The sequence below is a fragment of the Bacillus sp. TH17 genome, assembly GCF_016651125.1.
GTDB classification, from domain to species: Bacteria; Bacillota; Bacilli; order Bacillales; family Bacillaceae_G; genus Bacillus_A; species Bacillus_A mycoides.
Map to the genome: position 1 here is coordinate 450361 of NZ_JAEKEN010000003.1, position 21625 is coordinate 471985.

General features: G+C 33.4%; 19 protein-coding genes and 5 pseudogenes. 17 read left to right on the plus strand and 7 right to left on the minus strand.

From position 1 onward, the window contains the following. The first annotated feature begins 340 nt into the window (after positions 1-340). From JFT95_RS28680 to JFT95_RS28690, 3 genes are all read left to right on the plus strand, one after another. Positions 341-1081, plus strand: coding sequence for a 2OG-Fe dioxygenase family protein (locus JFT95_RS28680; RefSeq protein ID WP_002065477.1), 741 nt, complete (start codon positions 341-343; stop codon positions 1079-1081). Continuing rightward, positions 1078-1824: an SDR family NAD(P)-dependent oxidoreductase gene (locus tag JFT95_RS28685; protein WP_002144105.1), complete on the plus strand. Its 747-nt coding sequence runs from the start codon at positions 1078-1080 to the stop codon at positions 1822-1824. The genes JFT95_RS28680 and JFT95_RS28685 overlap by 4 nt, the downstream gene beginning before the upstream one ends. Positions 1825-1967: 143 nt before the next feature. Further along, positions 1968-2855, plus strand: a complete 888-nt coding sequence (locus JFT95_RS28690; protein WP_374101559.1) for a DMT family transporter — start codon at positions 1968-1970, stop codon at positions 2853-2855. 373 nt (positions 2856-3228) lie between these two features. Here JFT95_RS28690 and JFT95_RS29780 read toward each other — a convergent pair whose 3' ends face one another. Both JFT95_RS29780 and JFT95_RS29785 read right to left on the minus strand, forming a co-directional pair. After that, a complete protein-coding gene (locus JFT95_RS29780) occupies positions 3229-3870 on the minus strand; it encodes a WYL domain-containing protein (RefSeq protein WP_307838379.1) in 642 nt (213 codons plus the stop codon). Then, a complete protein-coding gene (locus JFT95_RS29785; RefSeq protein WP_235702255.1) occupies positions 3771-4190 on the minus strand; it encodes a helix-turn-helix transcriptional regulator in 420 nt (139 codons plus the stop codon). The genes JFT95_RS29780 and JFT95_RS29785 overlap by 100 nt, the downstream gene beginning before the upstream one ends. Positions 4191-4270: 80 nt before the next feature. Between JFT95_RS29785 and JFT95_RS28700 the strand changes: the two genes are divergently transcribed. Further along, positions 4271-4780 carry a ClbS/DfsB family four-helix bundle protein gene (locus JFT95_RS28700; protein ID WP_201053994.1) on the plus strand — a complete coding sequence of 170 codons (510 nt, stop codon included), beginning with the start codon at positions 4271-4273 and terminating at the stop codon, positions 4778-4780. A 253-nt stretch (positions 4781-5033) separates the two neighbouring features. Here JFT95_RS28700 and JFT95_RS28705 read toward each other — a convergent pair whose 3' ends face one another. Then, positions 5034-5891: a glycine betaine ABC transporter substrate-binding protein gene (locus JFT95_RS28705; protein ID WP_002187328.1), complete on the minus strand. Its 858-nt coding sequence runs from the start codon at positions 5889-5891 to the stop codon at positions 5034-5036. A gap of 246 nt (positions 5892-6137) precedes the next feature. Between JFT95_RS28705 and JFT95_RS28710 the strand changes: the two genes are divergently transcribed. Together JFT95_RS28710 and JFT95_RS28715 are read left to right on the plus strand one after the other, a co-directional pair. After that, the gene (locus JFT95_RS28710; RefSeq protein ID WP_002144231.1) at positions 6138-7343 is read left to right on the plus strand and encodes a quaternary amine ABC transporter ATP-binding protein; all 1206 of its coding nucleotides are present in this window, start codon (positions 6138-6140) and stop codon (positions 7341-7343) included. Further along, positions 7336-8166: an ABC transporter permease gene (locus JFT95_RS28715; protein WP_201033508.1), complete on the plus strand. Its 831-nt coding sequence runs from the start codon at positions 7336-7338 to the stop codon at positions 8164-8166. Before JFT95_RS28710 ends, JFT95_RS28715 begins: the two co-directional genes overlap by 8 nt. Before the next feature lie 252 nt (positions 8167-8418). On the opposite strand, the gene JFT95_RS28720 is transcribed toward JFT95_RS28715, so the two are convergent. Continuing rightward, positions 8419-8649 (minus strand): transposase, encoded by a 231-nt coding sequence (locus JFT95_RS28720; RefSeq protein WP_002187325.1) that lies wholly within the window; start codon positions 8647-8649, stop codon positions 8419-8421. A 62-nt stretch (positions 8650-8711) separates the two neighbouring features. Further along, a pseudogene (locus tag JFT95_RS28725) lies at positions 8712-8907 on the minus strand (IS3 family transposase); the annotation flags it as partial. Positions 8908-9534: 627 nt separating this feature from the next. Here JFT95_RS28725 and alr point away from each other — a divergent pair. Continuing rightward, on the plus strand, positions 9535-10650 hold the full coding sequence (alr, locus tag JFT95_RS28730) for an alanine racemase (protein WP_201053995.1): 1116 nt from the start codon (positions 9535-9537) through the stop codon (positions 10648-10650). 51 nt (positions 10651-10701) lie between these two features. On the opposite strand, the pseudogene JFT95_RS30075 reads toward alr, so the two are convergent. Continuing rightward, positions 10702-10812, minus strand: a pseudogene (locus tag JFT95_RS30075) (TetR/AcrR family transcriptional regulator); the annotation flags it as partial. Positions 10813-11168: 356 nt separating this feature from the next. Here JFT95_RS30075 and JFT95_RS28735 point away from each other — a divergent pair. The 6 genes from JFT95_RS28735 to JFT95_RS28760 all read left to right on the plus strand — a co-directional run bounded on the left by JFT95_RS28735 (position 11169) and on the right by JFT95_RS28760 (position 15783). Then, on the plus strand, positions 11169-12023 hold the full coding sequence (locus JFT95_RS28735; RefSeq protein WP_201053997.1) for a MerR family transcriptional regulator: 855 nt from the start codon (positions 11169-11171) through the stop codon (positions 12021-12023). Positions 12024-12123: 100 nt separating this feature from the next. After that, positions 12124-13224, plus strand: a complete 1101-nt coding sequence (locus tag JFT95_RS28740) for a C45 family autoproteolytic acyltransferase/hydrolase (protein WP_201053998.1) — start codon at positions 12124-12126, stop codon at positions 13222-13224. Between the two features lie 433 nt (positions 13225-13657). Further along, positions 13658-13855, plus strand: coding sequence for a helix-turn-helix transcriptional regulator (locus JFT95_RS28745; RefSeq protein WP_002204018.1), 198 nt, complete (start codon positions 13658-13660; stop codon positions 13853-13855). Positions 13856-13881: 26 nt separating this feature from the next. Beyond that, on the plus strand, positions 13882-14208 hold the full coding sequence (locus JFT95_RS28750; protein ID WP_088040783.1) for a hypothetical protein: 327 nt from the start codon (positions 13882-13884) through the stop codon (positions 14206-14208). A 365-nt stretch (positions 14209-14573) separates the two neighbouring features. Next, the gene (locus JFT95_RS28755; protein WP_201054011.1) at positions 14574-15146 is read left to right on the plus strand and encodes a sigma-70 family RNA polymerase sigma factor; all 573 of its coding nucleotides are present in this window, start codon (positions 14574-14576) and stop codon (positions 15144-15146) included. Continuing rightward, on the plus strand, positions 15112-15783 hold the full coding sequence (locus JFT95_RS28760) for a septation ring formation regulator EzrA (protein ID WP_201053999.1): 672 nt from the start codon (positions 15112-15114) through the stop codon (positions 15781-15783). Before JFT95_RS28755 ends, JFT95_RS28760 begins: the two co-directional genes overlap by 35 nt. An 845-nt stretch (positions 15784-16628) precedes the next feature. Here the strand turns inward: JFT95_RS28760 and JFT95_RS28765 are convergent. Beyond that, positions 16629-17003, minus strand: coding sequence for a hypothetical protein (locus tag JFT95_RS28765; protein WP_002187324.1), 375 nt, complete (start codon positions 17001-17003; stop codon positions 16629-16631). Positions 17004-17206: 203 nt separating this feature from the next. On the opposite strand from JFT95_RS28765, the pseudogene JFT95_RS28770 reads away from it, so the two are divergent. The 4 genes and pseudogenes from JFT95_RS28770 to JFT95_RS28785 form a co-directional block, all read left to right on the plus strand. Then, positions 17207-17764: pseudogene (locus JFT95_RS28770) on the plus strand (recombinase family protein); the annotation flags it as partial. Between the two features lie 84 nt (positions 17765-17848). Further along, a pseudogene (locus JFT95_RS28775) lies at positions 17849-18090 on the plus strand (Rpn family recombination-promoting nuclease/putative transposase); the annotation flags it as partial. 596 nt (positions 18091-18686) lie between these two features. Next, a complete protein-coding gene (gene ltrA, locus JFT95_RS28780) occupies positions 18687-20513 on the plus strand; it encodes a group II intron reverse transcriptase/maturase (RefSeq protein WP_201054000.1) in 1827 nt (608 codons plus the stop codon). A gap of 73 nt (positions 20514-20586) precedes the next feature. Further along, positions 20587-21231: pseudogene (locus JFT95_RS28785) on the plus strand (Rpn family recombination-promoting nuclease/putative transposase); the annotation flags it as partial. Positions 21232-21625: the final 394 nt, after the last annotated feature.

The following is a 21625-nucleotide window of genomic DNA, read 5'->3' on the forward strand; positions in this document are numbered from 1 at the left end:
TTATACAGAAGGATTAATAGATGTTATTTGCAAAAATTCATTTGAATGATACATCTTACATTTTGGAGGGGACAAACAAAAATGGGGAATAAAGAGAAAAATCCTAGCGAGTCAGAATAAAAAATTAATTAAAATAAAATTTCATACAATTCGAAAATATTTGCAAAAATTTTCTAATATGGTTTATACTGTAATAGGAGTTATTAATAACCAAATAGTTAATGTTGTGTATTAATTTAACAAGTTATATTTAAGGTTATTAAACATATTACTCCTCAACCCATGCTTCATTCTGAATATACAGTGGGAAAAATATAATTTGAAAGTTTGAGGTGCTCTTATGCTAACAACAGTTTCTAATAAGACAAGCAGTTTTGACGTAGAACAAAATGTACATGAATTCGAATCAAATGGATACATTCAAATCTCTAATGATATTTTTTTACAAGATCAAGAAGATCAGGCATTACTAACGAAAGCACAGTTAGACTACTACAGCTTACAAAACGACGCATATGGCGAATGTCGCGCTAGAGCCTATTCAAGATATATAAAATACGCTGGTTCTTCAGATTATGTTCTAGATACAGACAATGGATATTTCCAATCTGAAGAATATAATTATGATGATGGTGGGAAAATTAGAAATTTCAACAGTATAACAGATGAATTTTTACATAATTCATTAATTGAGAAAATTGTTCGCTTTGATAGTGAATTTGCATTTAATACAAACATACTTGATACAAGTAAGGATATAATTATAGGTTTACATCAAGTAAGATATAAGGCAACGAGAGAAAACCCTTCTTTTAGCTCTCCAATTTGGCTACATAAGGATGATGAGCCGATTGTCTTTTTACATCTCATGAATTTAAGTAATACAGCTCTTGGCGGAGACAATCTAATTGCAAACAGCCCTAGGGAAATTAACAAGTTTATAAGTTTGGAGGATCCCCTAGAAACTTTAGTATTTGGACAAAAGGTATTCCACGCTGTAACACCACTAGGAACAGAGTGTAATACAGAAGCCGTACGTGACATTTTATTAGTAACGTTTTCTTATAAGGAGCCAAAATGATAAAAAATAAAACTATTATGATTTCAGGCGCCAACAGTGGTATAGGAAATGCTTGTATTGAATATTTTTTAGAAAAATCATTCAATGTAATAGCTCTTGATATTAATACAAATAAATTAGTAGACTATACAAAAACACATACGTCTTTTAAGTTAGTACAAATAGATTTAAGTAACAGCAATGAGATTAATAATCTTTTTATACAATTGGATACAGATACCCTTTGTCCTGACATACTTATAAACGCCGCTGGTATCAGGGAAATAACACCTGTATTAGAACTTTCTGATGATCTATTTAAAAAAGTAATAGATGTTAATTTAGTAGCACCCTTTATTCTTTCAAGGGAAGCTGCTAAGCGTTGGTACAAGTCTAAAACAAAAGGTTGCATAGTAAATATAGCATCTGTTTCAGGATTAATGGCTGAACCTGAAAGAGCGGCTTATGTTGCATCAAAACATGCTCTAATTGGACTTACTAAACAGATGGCTATGGAGTTTGGTAAGCAAAACATACGAGTGAACAGTATTTCTCCCGGTGTCATTAGAACAGAGCTTACAGAAGAATATTTTAGTGATGAGCGTTTGGTATCCCTTATAAAAAGCAATCAATCCTTAGATACGTGGGGACTACCGCAGGATATTGTTTCATGTATTGAATATTTAATTTCTGATCAGGCTCGCTTTGTTACAGGTTCCAACTTTGTCATAGATGGCGGTTGGACAGCTGGGAAAAATTTATAATTAAGTGTTTTTGTAGATAAATTAAAAGCACCTGTCCTTTATAGAAGGTCGGTGCTTTTCTTACTAAACATTAGATATTTAACGGGGGGATTAAATTGATTCAACAAAATTCTATTGAGAGAAAATCATTACCGGCTTTGAAGATGATAATATCAATGATTATTTTCGGTTCAGTCGGCTTTTTTTCAGTACAAACAAATTTACCTTCATTTGAGCTGGTATTTGTACGATGCATTTTTGCTACAATATTTTTAAGTCTTTGCTGGCTAATAACTGGACAGTACAAACATGATAAATGGGAACGAAAAGAAGTTATTCAAGTCTTGATATGTGGATTTTTCCTTGTATTTAATTGGGTATTTTTATTTAAAGCGTTTGAAAATATGTCAGTCACAGTTGCAATATCAGTCTATCACCTTGCTCCAATAATTGTACTTATCATTGGAAGTATTGTTTTTAAAGAGAAATTAACAGTATTATCTGTTATCTCTATCATTATCTGCTTTGTAGGAGCGTTATTAATCGCTGGCATAAACAAAAACTTCTCTTTCGACTCGTTAATGTCTTCTGGCATGGTTTGGGGACTTCTCGCAGCTCTGTTTTATGCATTTACAACTTTATTTGGGAAAGGTATTAAGAACATGAGTGCTTATGCAATGACCTTTTTGCAAACATTTTTAGGGATTTTTCTTCTAATACCCTTTATAGATTTTGATGCATTCCATGGACTGACTCAAAGTAATTGGACGTATATTATAGCAACCGGCCTTATCCATACAGGATTGGTATACTACTTATTCTTTGATAGCTTACGTGATTTATCAACAAAATTAATCTCGATATTAGTTTTTTTAGATCCAGCTGTAGCAATTTTATTGGACACGGTGCTTACAGGATTCCGACCAACTTTAATGCAAGTATCAGGGATTACTCTAATTTTTGTTGGTATGGCTCTAACTTTCAAAAAATCTAAAAATAAGACCCAAAAATTAAAAAAACAAACTATAGAAGACGACGCTCGTGTATTGTAAAACAATCAAATCATAAAAAAACACTTGCTACATAATTGGGGTAGCAGGACATGTCCATCAATCTAGTGAAAAGAAACACCCCAAAACAGTAAAAATTCACTAAATTCTTGTTTTGGGGGCATTATAAATATTAACTTGATAACGTTGGACTAGTGAATATTCTTAAGTTGAAGGTGCAATTTCTTTCTAATTAAATCGGTATTCTCCTAGGAAATTACTATGTTTCCATCCTAATGAAGAAATGTGTTTTAATAGTTCTTCATCAAAAATCAAGTCATTTCACTTCCGTCTAAATATATCTATTAAAATGGCATCAAAAACCTAATTGAAATTAAATAAGGAATGTTATTTTATTTTGTGCGAGTTTGACCTACTATTTTGTATGTGATCTACTTTCTATCTTATAACAATCCGCCAATATATCTTTTAAATATTCCTTATATTTGGAGCGTAGCATTTCTGGAGAAATGATTTTAATTTCTTTACCGAAATACAAAAAATACTGAACTAGAAAATCTATCTCCTTTTCTCCAAAAGTCCCAATAATGTATTTATTTTGTTCTTCTTCTTGAAGAGATATGTTATCGTAAATGCGTTTATAGAACTGTTCGACCCCTTTATCACTAACTTTGACTTTAAAAGAAAAAGGGCGTTGTGTATTGAATTGTTTTCTAAATAAAGAACTAATTGTCTCTTCAGTAAAAGGAATGCTTTCTTTATCTTTATACTTTACGGATTGAATATAGTCACAACGAAAATTTCGAAATTCGTTTTTGTCTAAATCCCAACTAAAGCAATACCAATTTCCATCCGTGATTAATAATCTTAGGTGTTGAATGACTCTTTGATTGTTGCCATAGCGACAATAACTGATTTCTATTACCTTTTTATTGAATATTGCAGAGAAAAGTTCTCCTAAAAAGGGAGACTCTTTTTTTGATTTGTTCCTACAAATTGGATGACTTGATCCGCCTGTTGAACCATTTCTTTTTGCTTCTTTGGCAGTATAGCTAATAGTTTTTCTTTAATTTCTTTGTAGTCTTTATCAAATGGAGTTTTTAGCAATGTTTTTAATAGTTGTAGCGAAAAGAATATAGAATGTAATTCATTATTACTAAAATAAATTGGTGGTAGAAGTTGATTTTCTAACACGTGATATCCACCATGACTTCCCTTTTCAGAATAAAGAGGAACACCTAGTTCTTCTAAGGAAGAAATGTCTCGTAAGGCGGTACTTCTAGAAATATCGAATTCTCCAATCAAGTCGTTAAGGTTAAAATTCTTTTTTGAATTGATATAGATCATTTCTTGAATGAGTCGCTCGTCTTTTTTCATAAAAAGCTCCTAATGGTATCATGTTTTGATACCATTCTATCATATACTGAAGGTATCAAAAATAAAGGTGTGAAAGTATTATGAAACAGTACTCTAATGCTGAAGAATTAATTGAATCAATCGATAAAGCCTATAAGAAATTTATTGAAGAATTTAAGGTGATTCCTGAAGAGTTGAGAGATAAACATATCTCTGAAGTGGATAAATCTCCTTCTGAAATACTTTCTTATCAATTGGGGTGGATCAACTTGTTGTTATCGTGGGAAAAAGACGAACAATGTGGACTTGACGTACAAACGCCCACTCCAGACTACAAATGGAATAACTTAGGTAAACTTTATCAATCTTTTTATGAGCAGTACGGTGTTTTAACTTTAAAACAGCAGGAGGAAGAATTGACAAAGTTAGTTCGAAAGTTAGTCGATTGGATAAATGATCTTTCTGAAAAAGAATTATTCCAATCAGAACAAAGAAAATGGGCCACAACAAAAGCAATGTGGCCTATTTGGAAATGGGTGCATATCAATACAGTTGCTCCATTTACGAATTTCAGAACTAAAATTCTTAAATGGAAAAAAATAGTTTTATAAGTAATTTAAGAAAAGTAAGTATCCAGAAAGTTAGACAAAAGACAATAAAGTCCATTTCTTATACACTAAAAGAAATGGACTTTATTTATTTGAATTTTCTTAGTGTACGAAATTCGCGCTTTGTTGAAGGAACCTCATCGCTATCAAGCTAATAAAAAGAAAGAGAAATGATTATATGAAAACATCACTTCTCTTTCTTTTTATTTACGAGTGGCTCCAAAAAGAAGGAATGGTTGCCGTACCCCATAAATGATTACTTTTTCATCCATGTATCTACTAATTTTTTATTCTTTTTTATCCATTTTTCAGCGGCCTGTTCAGGGTCATTCGATTCATTAATCATGGTCATCAACGTTCCGAGTTGCTCATCGGTCATGTTCCAGTTATCAAAATACTTTATAAGCTCTGGATAATCTTTTTCAAATCCTTTACGAACAGAGTAATAAATATCATCTTTTTCTCCATACACCTTTTTAGGATCTTTTAAATATTTAAGATCAAACTCTGAAAAAGCCCAATGTGGATTCCATAATGTTACTGCAATGGGTTTCTTTTGATTATATGCTTTTTTTAATTCACTCATCATAGCGGCTTCTGAAGATTGAACAAGATTTAGCTCTATCCCATATTTGTGTATCGCTTTATCTGTTAAGCCCATTAAACTGCTACCAGGTTCAATACCAATAATTTTATTGTTAAATTTATCCTTATTTGCATTCAAATCCTCAATACTATTGATATCTGTCATGTATGAAGGAACAACTAAACCAAGACCAGTACCTTTATACCACGCTGATTTTATTACAACATCATCCTTATATTTTTCATATAATGGCTTATCAGTAATTGGTAGCCAGACCTCTAAGTTGGCGTCCACATCTCCTCGTGCTACCCCGGTCCAAACGGCTGCCTTTTCTAAATATAACAATTCAACTTTATAACCTTTTTCCTCAAGTAATACTTTCCACATATTTGCGGTAGCTATGTTTTCTTTCCAACTCGTTACACCAATTTTAATTTTTCCCTTTGCATTACTGTTCGCGCCACTACAAGAAGTAGTAATTATGCTAATTAATAATAGTATGCACAGAAGCCATATTTTTTTCTTCATCAAGCTCCTCCTAGTCTCTATGATTAGATATTTCTTCTTTAACTAACGTAGAAAATTATTTCAGTAAAGCTAAATACTTTATAATTATAAATAAATATTTTATAATTATAACTATGAATAATATAAACTAACTATTAATAGCTTAACAAAAAAATAAAAAAAGTCTTTGATGAACTATTGTAGTGTACTATTTGGTTTAGAAATAGTTAAAGTATTTGTATAGAGTCAAAGAAAAGGAGTGAAAGAATGAAAGAAACGAAATTACGTGTTGAAAACGTTACAAAAGTATTTGGAAAGAATCCTTCTAAAGGAATCGCTTTACTAGAAGAGGGAAAAAGCAAAGCTGCTATATTAAAAGAAACTGGTATGAATATTGGCGTGAAGCAGGCAAAATTCGATGTTTATGCTGGTGAAATATTTGTCATTATGGGATTATCCGGTAGTGGGAAATCTACACTTGTTCGTATGTTAAATCAGTTAATCAAACCGACTTCTGGCCATATATATATTGATGGTGAAGATATCGCAACAATGGGAAAAGAATCTCTTCGAAAAGTAAGAAGAAACAAAATGAGTATGGTATTTCAAAAATTCGCCTTATTCCCTCATCGAACGGTTTTACAAAATGTTGCATATGGTTTAGAAATACAAAAAGTATCAAAAGAAGAACGAGAAACAAAAGCGTTAGAATCTCTAAAATTAGTAGGTTTAGAAAACAATAAAGATAGTTATCCGGAACAACTTAGCGGTGGTATGCAGCAGCGTGTTGGTATCGCAAGAGCACTAACAAATAATCCAGATGTCCTACTGATGGATGAATCATTTAGTGCGTTAGATCCGATTATTCGAAAAGAAATGCAAAATGAATTATTAGAACTGCAAGATAAAATGAAAAAAACGATTATTTTTATTACACACGATCTAGATGAAGCACTCCGAATTGGTGATCGTATTGCTTTAATGAAAGACGGAGAAATTGTTCAAATTGGAACACCAGAAGAAATTATGGTGAGCCCTGCAAATGAATTTGTAGAGCAATTTGTTGCTGATGTAAATTTAGGAAAAGTTTTAACCTCTGAATCCATTATGAAAAGACCGGAAACCTTATTAATTGATCGCGGTCCACGTGTTGCACTCCAAATCATGAAAAATGCTAGTGTTTCTAGCGTATATGTAGTGAATAAGAAACATGAGTTTTTAGGTGTCTTAACTGCTGATAATGCTAGTAAAGCTGTTAAAAGACAGGTTCCGATAGCGGATTTATTAGTAACAGACATTCCTCCTGTTTATTTAGATACTCTATTAGAAGAAATGTATATAAAAATGGTTAAGGCAAAGTTACCTCTTCCTGTTCTAGATGATAAACATAGATTACGAGGGATAATAAAGCGTGAAAGTATTATTCAAGCTTTAGCAGGAAATGTAGAGGAAGAGGTGAATGATAATGAATAGTATTCCACGTATTCCTTTAGGAGAATGGGTTGATACACTTGTTACAAGTTTGTATCAGCATTTCGAAGGGTTTTTCAAAGGATTTTCTTTTATTATCGGAGGATTTGTTGATTTATTAACAAATCTATTAATATTTATCCCAGCCATTATTTTTATTGCACTCACATGCTTATTAGTTTGGTACACCTCCCGTAAAATTTCACTTATAGTATTTTCTTTAATTGGATTTCTGTTTATCCTTAACGTTAACTATTGGGAACAGACTATGCAAACACTAGCGCTTGTCTTGACGTCTGTTATTATCTCTATCATTATAGGTATACCAATTGGGATTTTGGCATCTCAGAACGAAAGGTTTTCCAAATTTTTAAAACCAACTCTTGATTTTATGCAAACAATGCCTGCATTTGTTTATCTTATTCCGGCAATTACATTCTTTGGTGTTGGAGTAGTACCAGGTATTATTGCATCTGTTATTTTTGCAATGCCACCTACTATTCGCTTTACTGAGTTAGGGATTAGGCAAGTACCAGAAGATTTAATTGAAGCAGCTAACGCCTTTGGTTCAACATCGTCACAGAAACTATTCAAAGTACAGCTTCCACTTGCAACTGGAACAATCATGGCTGGTGTAAATCAGAGTATTATGCTTTCTCTATCAATGGTTGTCACTGCATCTCTTGTCGGTGCACCAGGTCTTGGCGTAGACGTTTATCGGTCGGTTACACAAGTTAATATAGGTATGGGCTTTGAAGCAGGCCTTGCAATTGTAGTAATTGCAATTATATTAGATCGAATTACACAAGGTTTTCATAAAAAATAATTATAATGTACATACTAAAAGTTATCATTTGAAACCGCGAGAAATTTATTGCTTAAAGCTGGTGCAAGTAAGGTAATATTAGTTGGTATTATCCCTTTTAAGTAGACAGTGTAAAAAAACTACATTCTTAATGTGGAATGTTACACTATACTTGAAGGGATATTTTAATGGCAAAAAAAGAACAACATTTCAAAAATATGCAGAGACATTTAAATTGAAAGCTGTACATTTGTATAAAAATGATGGACGGAGCTATGATGCGATTGCTAAAGAACTAAGAATGCCAATTGTTACTCCATTGAAAATGTGGGTAAAACAAATTCCAAATGGTAACGCACTTTCTCCATATTCACTTATCCAATGATAAAGAGTATTCGAATGGATAGATAATTCTTTTGAAACCTCTTTCACAAACATATTCTCTTCCAATAGTAATTGGACTGCAGCCAATTTAAATTGACGATTATAGACTTTTCTACTCATAAACTGAATCACCTTTATCTTTTAACTTAGTGTGCAATTTATTGTAGCATCTCCAATCCTTTTTAATTCCAGTGATATCTATAATGATTAAGGTATGTCATATATTTCTTTATCTCTTGTTTCAACTCAGTAAAACACTCGTAAGGTTTTATATATGCTTTATCTTTCAGATAGCCCAAAAACGATTCTTGTGGTGCTTTATCCCAACAGTTTCCTCTTTTTCACTAATTTCTGGTAGGTAGGACTTGTGTAGTGAGAATCTTAATCAGATTACCATATTCATGAACAGATACATCCAATTATTAATATCTTAATGAATACGAGATAGACGAAGAGTAATTTCAATTTCTATTAATGTTTCATGAAGTACTGGATATCTAACCACATTAGTATGGCGAGGTTTTAGTTTTTTAAAACTTAAGAATAGTCAGTCTTAATTCTATCAATTCACTATATATTACATTTATGTAAGTATTGTTATAAGGGCGTTTTTTAAAACTTTCCCCTAATAAAGTTTTGTGTGATATGAACCATAAGTTTGCCGCTTCGGCAAGCTTATGGTTCTTTTTGTTTGCGGCAAACTTATGCTTCCAGGTCTTGGTAGTTCCACACCCTACCATAAGACCGTAAAAATACATATTGTGTGGACCTTTTGGGATTAGTGCAGGTATGTAAAAATTTTAGCAAGGGTATGAATGTAGTATTTAACGACTTTAAGCTTACAGACGGCCGTCCTGTATAGTATCCCTTATGTGTTGGAAGTTAATTAATTGTCTGGGAAGACGAAAAAAAGTCTGCTCTTAAAAAGTGCACAATCAGCGGGCAATCCGTTTAATGAGCTACTTGAAACGATCATTGAAAATTCACCTAAAGTGAGGGGAAATGATGTATAGACCAATATGGGCTGAAATTAGCCTTAGCAATATTTCACATAATATTAGTGAATTTCGAAGAATAATACCTAACTCAACAATAATAATGGCCACCGTAAAAGCGAATGGTTATGGCCACGGTGCTGTCGAGGTTTCCAAAAAAGCGATTAATAGTGGAGTGGATTATTTAGCAGTGGCCAGTTTAGAAGAAGCGATTAAACTACGAAAATCACATATTCAGGCACCTATACTTATACTTGGATACACACCTCCATCAGCAGCGAATCATGTTGTTTATTGGGATTTAACACAATCAATTTTTGATATGGAACATGCAGAAGCATTATCAAAGTCTGGGCAGAGCTTAGGAAAAAAGGCAAAGGTTCACGTCAAAGTCGATACAGGAATGGGACGATTGGGACTTCAAGCAGAAGAAGCAAGTGATTTTATCCATATCGTGTCACGAATGGATGGGCTCTATCTAGAAGGAGTGTACTCACATTTTGCTACCGCAGATGAAGCCGACAAACGGTATGCAGAAAAACAAAAGAACCGATGGAAAAGGTTATTGGAAGAATTGGAGAAACGAAAAGTTTCTATTCCCCTATTTCATATTGCGAATAGTGCTGCAACAATAGAAATGCCAGATATGACCTACGATATGGTTCGTATTGGAATTTCAATGTATGGTCTTTATCCATCTAAAGAGGTGAATAAAACAAAAGTTAATCTTAAACAAGCAATACAGTTAAAAACCAAAGTCATCTATATTCAGACACTTGAGAAAGGGTATGGCGTATCATATGGAGCAACTAACATTGAAAGAGATAAAGCAATTATTGCAACTATTCCAATTGGGTATGCAGATGGGTATTCGAGGCGATTATCTGGAACGGCTTATGTCCTTATACACGGACAATTAGCTCCTGTTTTCGGTAAAATATGTATGGATTTTTGTATGATTGATGTTACTGATATTAAGGGTGTAAATATTGGTGATGAGGTGGTAGTTTATGGAGGTCAAGGGGATTATTTCATATCATTAGATGAAGTGGCAAGTATGTTAGGAACCATATCGTATGAAATTGCTTGTAACTTGGGTCAGAGAGTTCCTAGAATTTACAAATAACAAGCTAAAGACAGCATTCATCATAATTATCTCGATTGTTATGTATTAGGTCACTGTGTTGAAAAGATCTGAAATGGATATAGCGTCATAAGCTTTTTCCCAGAATAAATACATAGCTTTATTCAAAACATGTTCTTTGTTAAAATTTATACTTCTACCCATTTTAAAACACCCCCATTCATATAATTTACTTTGAAATCAAGTCTTCCATTAAAGGGCGCGATTATGGAGCAATACAGGCAGAAAATGATCAAACTTTTTTATAAAAGAAAGAACCAACTGAAAATATTAAGAGCGTGCTTTGATTAATCTTTTTTTCAAAACACGCTCTTTTCTATGATCGTTAATCAAGGTTATTAGTATCAATTTAATCAAAATTTATTTAAAAGCAACACGAAAATCAATAAGAATCTCAAGTGGAAAGTTGAAGTGTCAGATTGATTTGTTTATGATTTATAATGGGATTTATTTGAGGAAATCGTTTAGAAATAAATGTCGTTTGGAAAAGGGGCTTTGCTATGTATACCATTGGAAGATTTTCAAATCTGTGCGATGTACCTGTGAAAACAATTCGTTACTATAGTGACATTGGTTTACTCGAACCTTCTTATGTAGATCTTGAGACGAGCTATCGTTACTATGACTACGATAAGATGAAAGAGTTAAAAACTATCCTAGTGCTTAAAGACTGCCAGTTTTCGTTAAACGAAATTGATCAAGCTTTAAAAGGTAAAGATATGAAAGATCTGGATGTAAGATTAAAGAAAAAAACAGAAAAGTTAAAGTATCAGCAAGAACAAATCATCAAGCAAATTAACAATATCCAGCAAATAAAGAAGTTCATAAAGAATGATGAAACATTCATTCCTGAGCCCGCTCTGTCAAGTTGTTACATAGAGGAGCGAAAAGATATACAGGTTGTGTCTATTCGCAAAACAATAAACATGTTTGAAATGGACACACTCGTTAAAATGTTGTTTGAAAGAATATATGCATATCAGTTTAATATGGATGGGGAGCTACTAGCTATTTTTCATCAAAAAGATTGGAGACAAAAGAAAGCAGATGTTGAATTACTTTTACCCGTAAAAGTCGGGAAAAATGAGGAGTATCTTACGATATTGCCTGAGGGAATGTATGCATGTGTCAATGTAAAAGGGCCGTATTCAGAACTTCACTATGGTTACAATCGTTTAAAGGCATGGGTAGCAGAACAATCTCTTCGTGTTGATGGAAAGTATATGGAACAGTACTTAAAGGGACTCGTCCCATCCAAAGTAGTGGATCCAATAAATATTAAACCGAACAATGAGATACATCCCAATGATTTTTTGACAAAAGTGTTTGTAAAGGTAACAACGCAGAATAATTGAATAACGAATTGAGGTTAACTCTCTAGTTACTGGAGGGTTTATTCTGTTTATAGCAAGGTATATATGTCTTGCTATTAAAATGCAGAATGGGGAGCTTTGAATGAATACGCATACAGGGAAATTTACTTATCTTAAAGGAAGTTCGTATGAAATTGGAAAACAACAAGCATTAGAATACTATGAAAGTGCACACGTTAAGGAAATTTTTTTTAGGGAACAACCTGATTCTACCAAAGCGTATTTAGAAATTAGGTCCCAAATCGAGGAGTATTGTCCGGGATTAGATGAGGAATTAGAGGGTTTTGCGGAAGGATTTGGTTATAAACCAAACCAATTAAAGTTTTATGACGATGCCTGGTTAATACCTGGAGGGTGTAGTCTAGGCGCGATTTTGCCCCAAAAAATGTCCGATGGTAAAACATACGTATTACGAAACTACGACCTCTCTCCTGATATTTCGGATATGCGTCTTTGTACAACTAAAGTAGATGGAAGATACACGCATACCGGTTTCTCTGTTTCTACATTTGGTCGAAGTGAAGGATTAAACGAGAAAGGTCTATGTGTAGCGTTTGCTTCGTGTGGCATGCCGATAGGTAAATATCCAGGTATGAGAGAACCAGTAGTTACTGGGTTGCAGTTTATGGTGGTTGTTAGAGCTATACTAGAGACGTGTAAAAATATTGAAGAAGCCGTCTATGCTGTGAAAAACATGCCTGTTGGAACGAATATGAATTTACTTTTAGCAGATGCAAATGGTGAGGCAGCTTTAGTTGGAAAATATGACGGAGTTAAAGTAGTTAAAAAAGCAGAACTAGATTATTTAATTGCAACAAATCATGGGCTATTTCCTGAAATTAAAAATCTTGAACCCGGCAAGCTAGAACAATCTCAACTACGATACAATATTTTAGAGAATAAATTTAGTGACAATGGTAAAAGAACTGCTTGCGAAATTAAAGAACTTCTTTCAACGGAGTTTCCGAAAGGGGTGTCCATTCATAATTATAAAGAAAACTTTGGAACAGTGCATTCAATTTTGTTTAATCTAACTGATTGCCAACTTGAGTTTTCCTATGGTTCTCCTTTACATAATGAATTATATCAGATAAACGTTGGTGATAATTTTTCAAAGACACGAATTCCAGTCGAATTTTGTAACAAGAATTATGGACCGGATTTTTGGAGAATATCGAGATAATAAATATAAAATCATAGATAGTGTTTAAAGTGAAGCGCTGTATCTTACTACTAAAGGTAGTTTTAGTTCAATATGTCCTAAGTACTAAGCTAATACAAGTTATGTACATATTCAAGAAACGGGCGCTATTGTTGAATAAAAATTAGATTTTTAAACGACTTTATTATTATATTTTTTAGTGTAGTGAAATACCTTACTTTAAAAATTAAACAACTATGTTTTTAACCCCGTCCTAAATTTAGAACGGGGTTATGCTTGGTTGAGCTTTTAAAATTAAATAACTTTATTATCATTTTACATATTCATGAACCCAAAGTAATTAAAATATGCTTTGGGTTTTGTTTTTCCAAGATAAGGTGTAAATATATCTTTACATTTATGGTGTTTTTATATAATCTATTAGTAAAGATATCTTTACATTGCAGGTGAAACGATGGCTGTAAAAAATAAAATTAAAGAACTACGAGTACAACATGAAATTACACAAATTCAAATGGCGAAGGACTTACAGGTTACAAGACAAACGATTGTAGCCATTGAAAATAATCACTACAATCCAAGTTTAGAATTAGCACTAAAAATAGCTCATTACTTCAATCTAAAAATGGAGGACATTTTTACACTTGAATAATCTTGAAATAAGGAAGCGAGAGAACAATGCAGATACAAAAACAAGACGAAATGGAACAATATCATGTAGCAAAAGCCAGTAAAAATGCGTTCATGGTCTATACTGTTTTATTACTCATTTGGTCGTTATACGACAACTTTAGAAATGGGCATTTAGGAAATGCTTTTTTGATTTTATCAATAGGGAATGCAGTGTATTTTTGGACACTCGTTGTACAAAAAAGAAAAATAGAACGCTTTGAAGAAACAGATGACTCTGATACAACAATAAAATTTGTAAAAAGAAACAAACATTTTATTATATGGGCAGTTATCTTAATTGTTATAACTGTTATTGGATTACTTACAAAGTAAAAGGAAAAAGTAACTTCCGAGAACGATAATTATGTAAATACGCTGTCCATATGGGCAGCGTATTGTATTTTTTGCTTAGCGTGGGGTTTTTCCAAAATGCTGGCGGTACCCCATGCCCATCAAGCTAAAATTTTATAGTACCCCCAGAACGAAATTTTGTACTAACTTGTAACAAAAAAGCTCATTTTTTCGTTTTGGGGTATTTGCTTTTCTTAACTTGATGGCGATGTGGTGCTACCCCTACTTTTACTAGTGCTACAATATAGAAGCATAAAATTGAGATCTTTTTATCATAATGTCAGAAAACCATCATTATAATTCGTATATTAAGTGAATAGAGAATGGAGCAAAGAGTGGTGATAGGAATGCAAGAAGTAGAAATAGTAGAAGGATTGCGAAAGAAAGATATGAAAGCATTACATGCAGCAATTGATCAGTATGGAGATTTAATTTATAAAGTTGTTCACAGTGTATTAGATACATCCCATAGTAAAGTGTTAGTGGATGAGTGTGTTGATGATATTTTGTTAATCATTTGGTACAACATTGATAGTTATGATGAGAAACGCGGAAAATTTAGAAATTGGCTTATATCTATTGCGAAGTTTAAAGCGATCGATTTTAAGAGAAAGAGTAATCAAGTATATCGATTACAAGAATTTCAGCAGGATATATATGAAGAGAGAACAGGCACAAATCAAACAAAAGAAGAGGAGGAAGAAAACTTTTATCTTTTAATTAGGTCGCTAAACAATGAAGATAAAAAAATCTTTATAAAAAGGTATCTGGATGAATATAGTGTGCAAGAGATTGCTTCTGAATTAGGGCTGGCAACAGATACTGTGTATAGCAGGCTTTCAAGAGGACGAAAAAAAATAAAAAAGATAATAGGAGGGGAAACTGATGCGCAAAGAGGAACTGTTGCAGGGTTTAAATAATTTACAATATAGTGATGAAGATGTAGCAGAATATAATGTTGAAACAAAAGTAGATGAAAAGAAAATAGGACGTGCAAAAATGGTAGTAACAAAAAGTATTTTGATGCAGCGTTGTTATTATCAAGTGCAAGGTAATTTACAGCAGGGTGAAGAGATTTTATATAGCATGGCTGCGTCCAATCCGCGTGTAAAGGGTTGGCAAACAGGGACGGCTATAACATTAGGAATTGGTTTTCTTTCTATGAATTTTGGTATTAATAACGTCCTCGTTGTTACAAATAAAAAACTGTATGTGTTCTTTGTAGATCAATATTATAACGACGTTGATTTGAAAATATATCAGTTAGATGAAATTGTCTCTATGAAAACAGTATTAGATCGTAAAAGCGGCAGTGAATTTTTATATATAAAATATACAAACGATAAAGAGTACGTACTTTTAGGGATCGATGAGGAGTATCGTGAATTGTTTGAAGTAGTATGTAACGTGCCAAAAGGAAGTAAAATAAAGCTGTCGCTACAGGATAGAAAATTAAAATGGATATTAAGGGGGAAAAGAAGTCTCTTTTATATCTTAAGCTATTCAATTGTATTCTATTTGTTCTATAAGGCGTATGTTAACTTTATGCCACATTAAAGGGCAGTAATATCCCTATCTTAAAAATTTAGCAAAGCCCCCACATATGAAAGGTTTTATTAGTTTTACTGTAGTTTCATAGCACGTATTAAAGTGCATCCAGACCATAACCGAAGGGTTAGTCCTTTGGGTGTATGCGGTAACGTACGGAGGATTGTTCTTGTGGGGAGTAACTGTATTTATAGCGACTCTGTCGTTCCAGCAACGAATTAAAAACAAAAACCTAAAAAAAGGTCTTTAAGGGAATGATTTACTTCGAGTGCTTATCTTGAATTTCCTTTCAGTGTTGGTGTTCAGGGACAATGTTCAACAATCGGGCGCGATTGTGGAGCAAACACAGGTAGAAAAATGATTAAACTTTTTATAAAAAATTATTCACTAGCAACAAATAACCCAAGCATTTTGATCAAACTTTTTTCAAAATGTTTGGGTTTCTTCTGTTGAAAAATCAAATTTTGTAGCATGCTTTTGATCAAACTTTATTACAAACCAACAGCATTCACGGCAAGCTTATGGGTTAATAATTTATCCACGGCAAAGATATGCTTCCTTTTCCCTCGAACAATCAACTAAATCTCCTCAAAAACATGTAATTTCCGGCAAGGATATGCTTCCTTTAGCGGCAACTTTATGGGTAAAGTCACAGAAAGAGTTGTCTCAGTATTCTCCATGTTGTAAATATGCCAAGAAAAGAGAATCCATTTAGATTCTCTTTTTCTTTTAAATTTGAGTCCTTAACCTCAAATTTAAAAGACGTATTAATAATTGTTATAATTTAACAGAAAAATCACCTTAACATACAGCAAATACAAAAAAGACCGGATATAATATCTGGTCTTTACTTATTATTGATTAACTGGATTTTCACAATATTTCTTTGCAATTGCACTTGCCATATCAATTGCCCTTTGTAGAGTAGCGTGTTTAGAACTAAAATCATAAGGCTCAAATCCAAATTCTTCATAAATTTCAAAGGAGATGCTTGTTACAAGTCTATACTTTGAAGGGATAGCTTCATTATCAATTGTTAAATGGAAATCATAACGATCGTCAAAACATAATAGTTCAACTTTGAATGTATTATGTGTGCTTGCTTGGCGAAATTGATAATACTCAACTGGATATAAATAATCACCTTCATTTTTGTAGTTAAAGTCTTTAAAAAAAATCTTAATCAACGCCCCTCGTGTGTTTTTTGGGATATTTCCTATTTTTATCATAAACTCTTACCTATTACAAAGTACATAATTATTAGATTTATTATTTGTAAGCGTTTCAAAAACGATGGTTTTTGATAAATGTAAAATGAACAAAATTTAATCTTTATAAATCGCTTAACTGTGTTATCAAAACTATTGTCAAAATCAAATTAACTTTAACTACCCTTTATGATAAAATTATCTTGTAAAGGTTAGGTGATTTCATGAATTCATACATTTATGGCTACGCAAGGGTAAGTACTCAACAACAAGATTTGATTCGTCAACTAGACATGCTTCAAAATTATAACTGTACTGAAATTTTAACTGAAAAAGTAACAGGTACGAAAAGTGATCGTCCAGAGCTTGCTCGATTAAAAGATAAAATTAGACCAGGTGATACATTAGTTGTTGAAAGCTTTTCTAGATTAGGAAGAAGTACCAAAGATTTAATTGAACTTGTTGATTTTTTTGAGAATAAGGGAGTTAAGCTAATTAGTATCAAAGAGCAATTTGATACTAATACACCTCAAGGAAAATTGATGTTAACAGTATTTCAAGCATTCAGCCAGTTTGAAAGAGACTTAATTTCTCAACGTACTCAAGAGGGACTTGAAAGTGCAAGAGCAAGGGGGAGAGTCGGTGGACGTCCTCGTGTTAAGGATAGCTTCATTCAAAGGGCATTAAAGTTATATGATTCTAAAGAATATAGCATACAAGAAATTGTAAACATGACAGGTATTAGTCAGGCTACGCTTTACCGATACATACGAAAAAATAAATAAACTGAAAAAGATGAATTTGCTTATATAAAGAATTACATTATAAAATAGTAAGAAGAATAGAAAGACAGGGAGAGGAAACCCATGTCCACAAAATTAGTAAATTTACGTATTGATTTCGCTTTTAAACAGTTATTCGGAACGAAGAGATTTTAACTGGATTTCTAAACGCTATCCTAGAAGAATCTTTAGATGTACCTATTGTATCTCTACAACTAGAAGATCCACATCTTCATAAATCTTATGAAGATGATAAGTTATCCATATTAGACTTATTAGCAACATTAGACAATGGCACGCAAGTGAATATAGAGATACAGGCGCGACAAGAAGTCGCTTCATAATAGTGCGTATCCATAGGGATACGCTATTCTAGTTGTCAAGAATATTTCCACCCGAAACAGCGTTGCTAGTAATGGCAGGGTTGGTTGCATGAGGGGATGCATAAGGAAGCGATGAACGTACATTCAATCCGTGCTAGGGAAAGATGAGAAAGGTAAACGACAGTGAATTTTCTTAAGCTTCGTTACTATGAACCTAATGAAAGACGTTGATACATTGGGATTGCGGATGAGAAAAGTGGACTTTGTATGCCGCTGAGGGACAACCTACATATCCGCCGGAGTAGTAGAAGATACCTTCCCTCATCGTATCTATTAGAAGTGGAACTTGGTAAGCCCTATATAATCTGTACGTTGTACAGTAAGGATGTCGTAAGGCAGAATGACGTTATAGAGGGTATGGGATGTTGGAAAAAGCGAAAGTCGCAAAGTCGAAAGATAACAGGAACTCATAACTGTGCGAATAGCATTCAAGGAAAAAAAACCTTAATGATGCAACCCGAAAGGGTGCAGACTTCCAACAGGTCTTCAACACGAAAAAAAGCGGAAAGAAACTTTTGCGGAAAGGAAGGAATCTAGTTATGGATACAGCTCACAAGGCGTCGGCTATTCCTTCACTTACAGATTGGTTTACAATCCAGTGGAAAGAAATCGAAAGGTATGTAAGGAAGTTACGACAACGAATTTTTCGTGCCAAACACCAAAATCAAAGTAGAAGAGTGAGAAAATTACAACGCCTTATACTTCGAAGCAAAGCGAATCTATTGTTATCAATTAAAAGAGTTACACAAATAAACCGTGGGAAGCGCACAGCGGGTATCGATGGAGAACGTATATTGACACCTAGGTCTAGGATGGCATTGTTTCAGAAAATGAGCCACCAAAATATTTCATCACATCGTCCAAGAGCAGTAAAGCGCATACACATTCCAAAGAAAAATGGGAAATTACGCCCGTTGGGCATTCCAACAGTTAAGGATAGAATTTGGCAAAATATCGCCAAAAACGCTCTGGAACCAGAGTGGGAGGCAGAATTCGAATCCATTTCGTACGGATTCCGTCCGAAGCGTAGTGCACATGATGCCATAGCGAATGTCTTTAACAAACTAAACTCCAAAAGTAAAAAAGTTTGGGTATTTGAAGGAGATTTTGCCGGATGTTTCGATAATTTAAACCATGACCATATCTTAGAGAAAATTCAAAACTTCCCAGCAAAAGAGGTTGTTAGAAGATGGTTAACATCCGGGTATGTAGATAATGAAGTGTTTCATCCTACAACATCGGGTTCTCCTCAAGGAGGAGTGATTTCACCTCTCTTGGCTAATATCGCTTTACATGGTATGGAGAAAGAGCTCGGTATTAAATACAGTAAGAGTAACACAAAAAGACAAGGTACTACCTATAATATTCATGTCAAATGCACAAAGGCAATGGTTCGTTACGCAGATGATTTTATCATCACTTGTCAAACAAAAGAAGAAGCGGAAGCTTTGTATCAAGAATTAGTACCATATCTTGAGAAACGCGGAATTACATTAGCAACAGATAAAACCCGTGTTACTCACATTACTGAAGGTTTTGATTTTCTAGGTTTTCACATTAAACAATATGTGCAAGACAAGAATAAATTGTTAATTAAACCGTCAAAAACAAGTATTCAAAAAGCCAAAAAGAAAATAAAAACAACTTTCCAAAAATTGAAAGGAAAATCTGTTTATACGCTATTAACAAACCTAAATTCAGTAATCCGGGGGTATGTGTATTACTGGAGGCATGTAGTATCGAAAAGGGTGTTCTCATCCATGGACTACTTTATATGGGGAAATGTTGTACGACATGTAAAACATTTGCATCCAAAGAAAAGTTGGAAATGGATTGTAAAACAATATTTTCGAAAGCCCAAACATGGAGGACATGATAAGTGGGTTCTCACCTGTCCAAAGACACAGTATCAAATCTATAAAATGATTTGGACTCCTATTGCAAGACATATTGGAATAAAATATAAGAACAGCCCAGACAATCCCGAACTCTCTGACTATTTTGCTAAACGAGATAAAAAAGATTTTGATAACAATAATACGCTAACTCGAATTAAAATCGCAAAGAAACAGAAATATATCTGTTCAATGTGTAAAGAGGCTTTACAAAACGGAGAAGCATTAGAAGTACATCATAAAGTTCCTAAAGCTTATGGGGGGACAAATGAATATAGTAATCTTCAACCTCTACATACATCTTGTCATATTCAACTCCATCAAAAGCATCCTATCTGCCGAGAGAGAGCATATATTTACAAGAAAGTGAACAAGCATATTTCATTAACGCCTCGAGAAAGAATTCAGGTAATAGAATGGCGTATGATGGATGACGAACGACTAGCTGTTTGGAATAAAAAGAAGGCTTGAGCCGGATGTTTGGAAACGGACAAGTCCGGTTCTTAGGGGAGAAAGAGTCCGTGAGGACTCCGACTTACCCGACCTTCGAAATACACATGATATGGTGAAGCGATCTTTATATTACTGGAGTAAACTCTATACGTCCCAAATGCAAGAAGGGATGCCGTATCGTTCGCTTCGCAAAACAATTACCATTAACTTATTAGATTTTATATTATTCTCGCAGGATGATTCATTTCATACCGTAGGACAATTATGGAATCCCAAAAAGAAACAGATACTAAGTGATGATATTGAAATTCATTTTGTAGAAATTCCAAAATTGGTCAAACAATGGCATGAAGAAAAAGTAAATCCATGGGAAAATGCATTTGTTCGCTGGATGTTACTATTACCAGCACATGAAGATGAACATTTAACTCAAACATTGGAGGAGATTGCGATGAATCAAGATCCAATTTTACAAAAGGCAATGAATAAATGGGAAAATATGAGCCATGACTCTTCTTTCCGAACAGCTTATGAAGCTCGTGAAAAGTTACTTCTAGATGAGCAAGCTAAGTTAGCACATGCTCGAGAAGAGGGCTTAGAGGAAGGCATTGAAAAAGGTATTGAGAAAGGGAAAATTCAATTAATTCGTGGTATGCATAAAAATGGTATGCCATTAGAAGACATTGCAAAATTCACAGGTCTAAGTACAGAAGAAATACGAAAATTACTATTATAATACGTATTATTACAAAAACTTTACGAAAAATATCGCAAAGTTTTTTATTTAATTCTTTAAACATCAACTCCTTAAAATGTTTTTTCCTTTTTTAGACAGTTTACTTTTAATTTATATTAGTGTGATTTTAGAAGTAAGTTGTACCGTTTGTAAAAAGTTTGATTAAAAATCCTATATAAGGCCTCACCATACATGTCCATCAACTTAAGAAATGTATACACCCCAATGTTGATTTGAAATAAAGTCGTACCGTTTATATGAAAAATCCAACTTTTCCCTAGCTGTAAGAATCCTGGGATTTTTGCAGCAGAACAGTATTATATATCGAGAAAAATAAAAGACAACTCTAATTAAGAGCTGTCTTTTTGTGTAATAAATTTTAAAAAATCTGAAT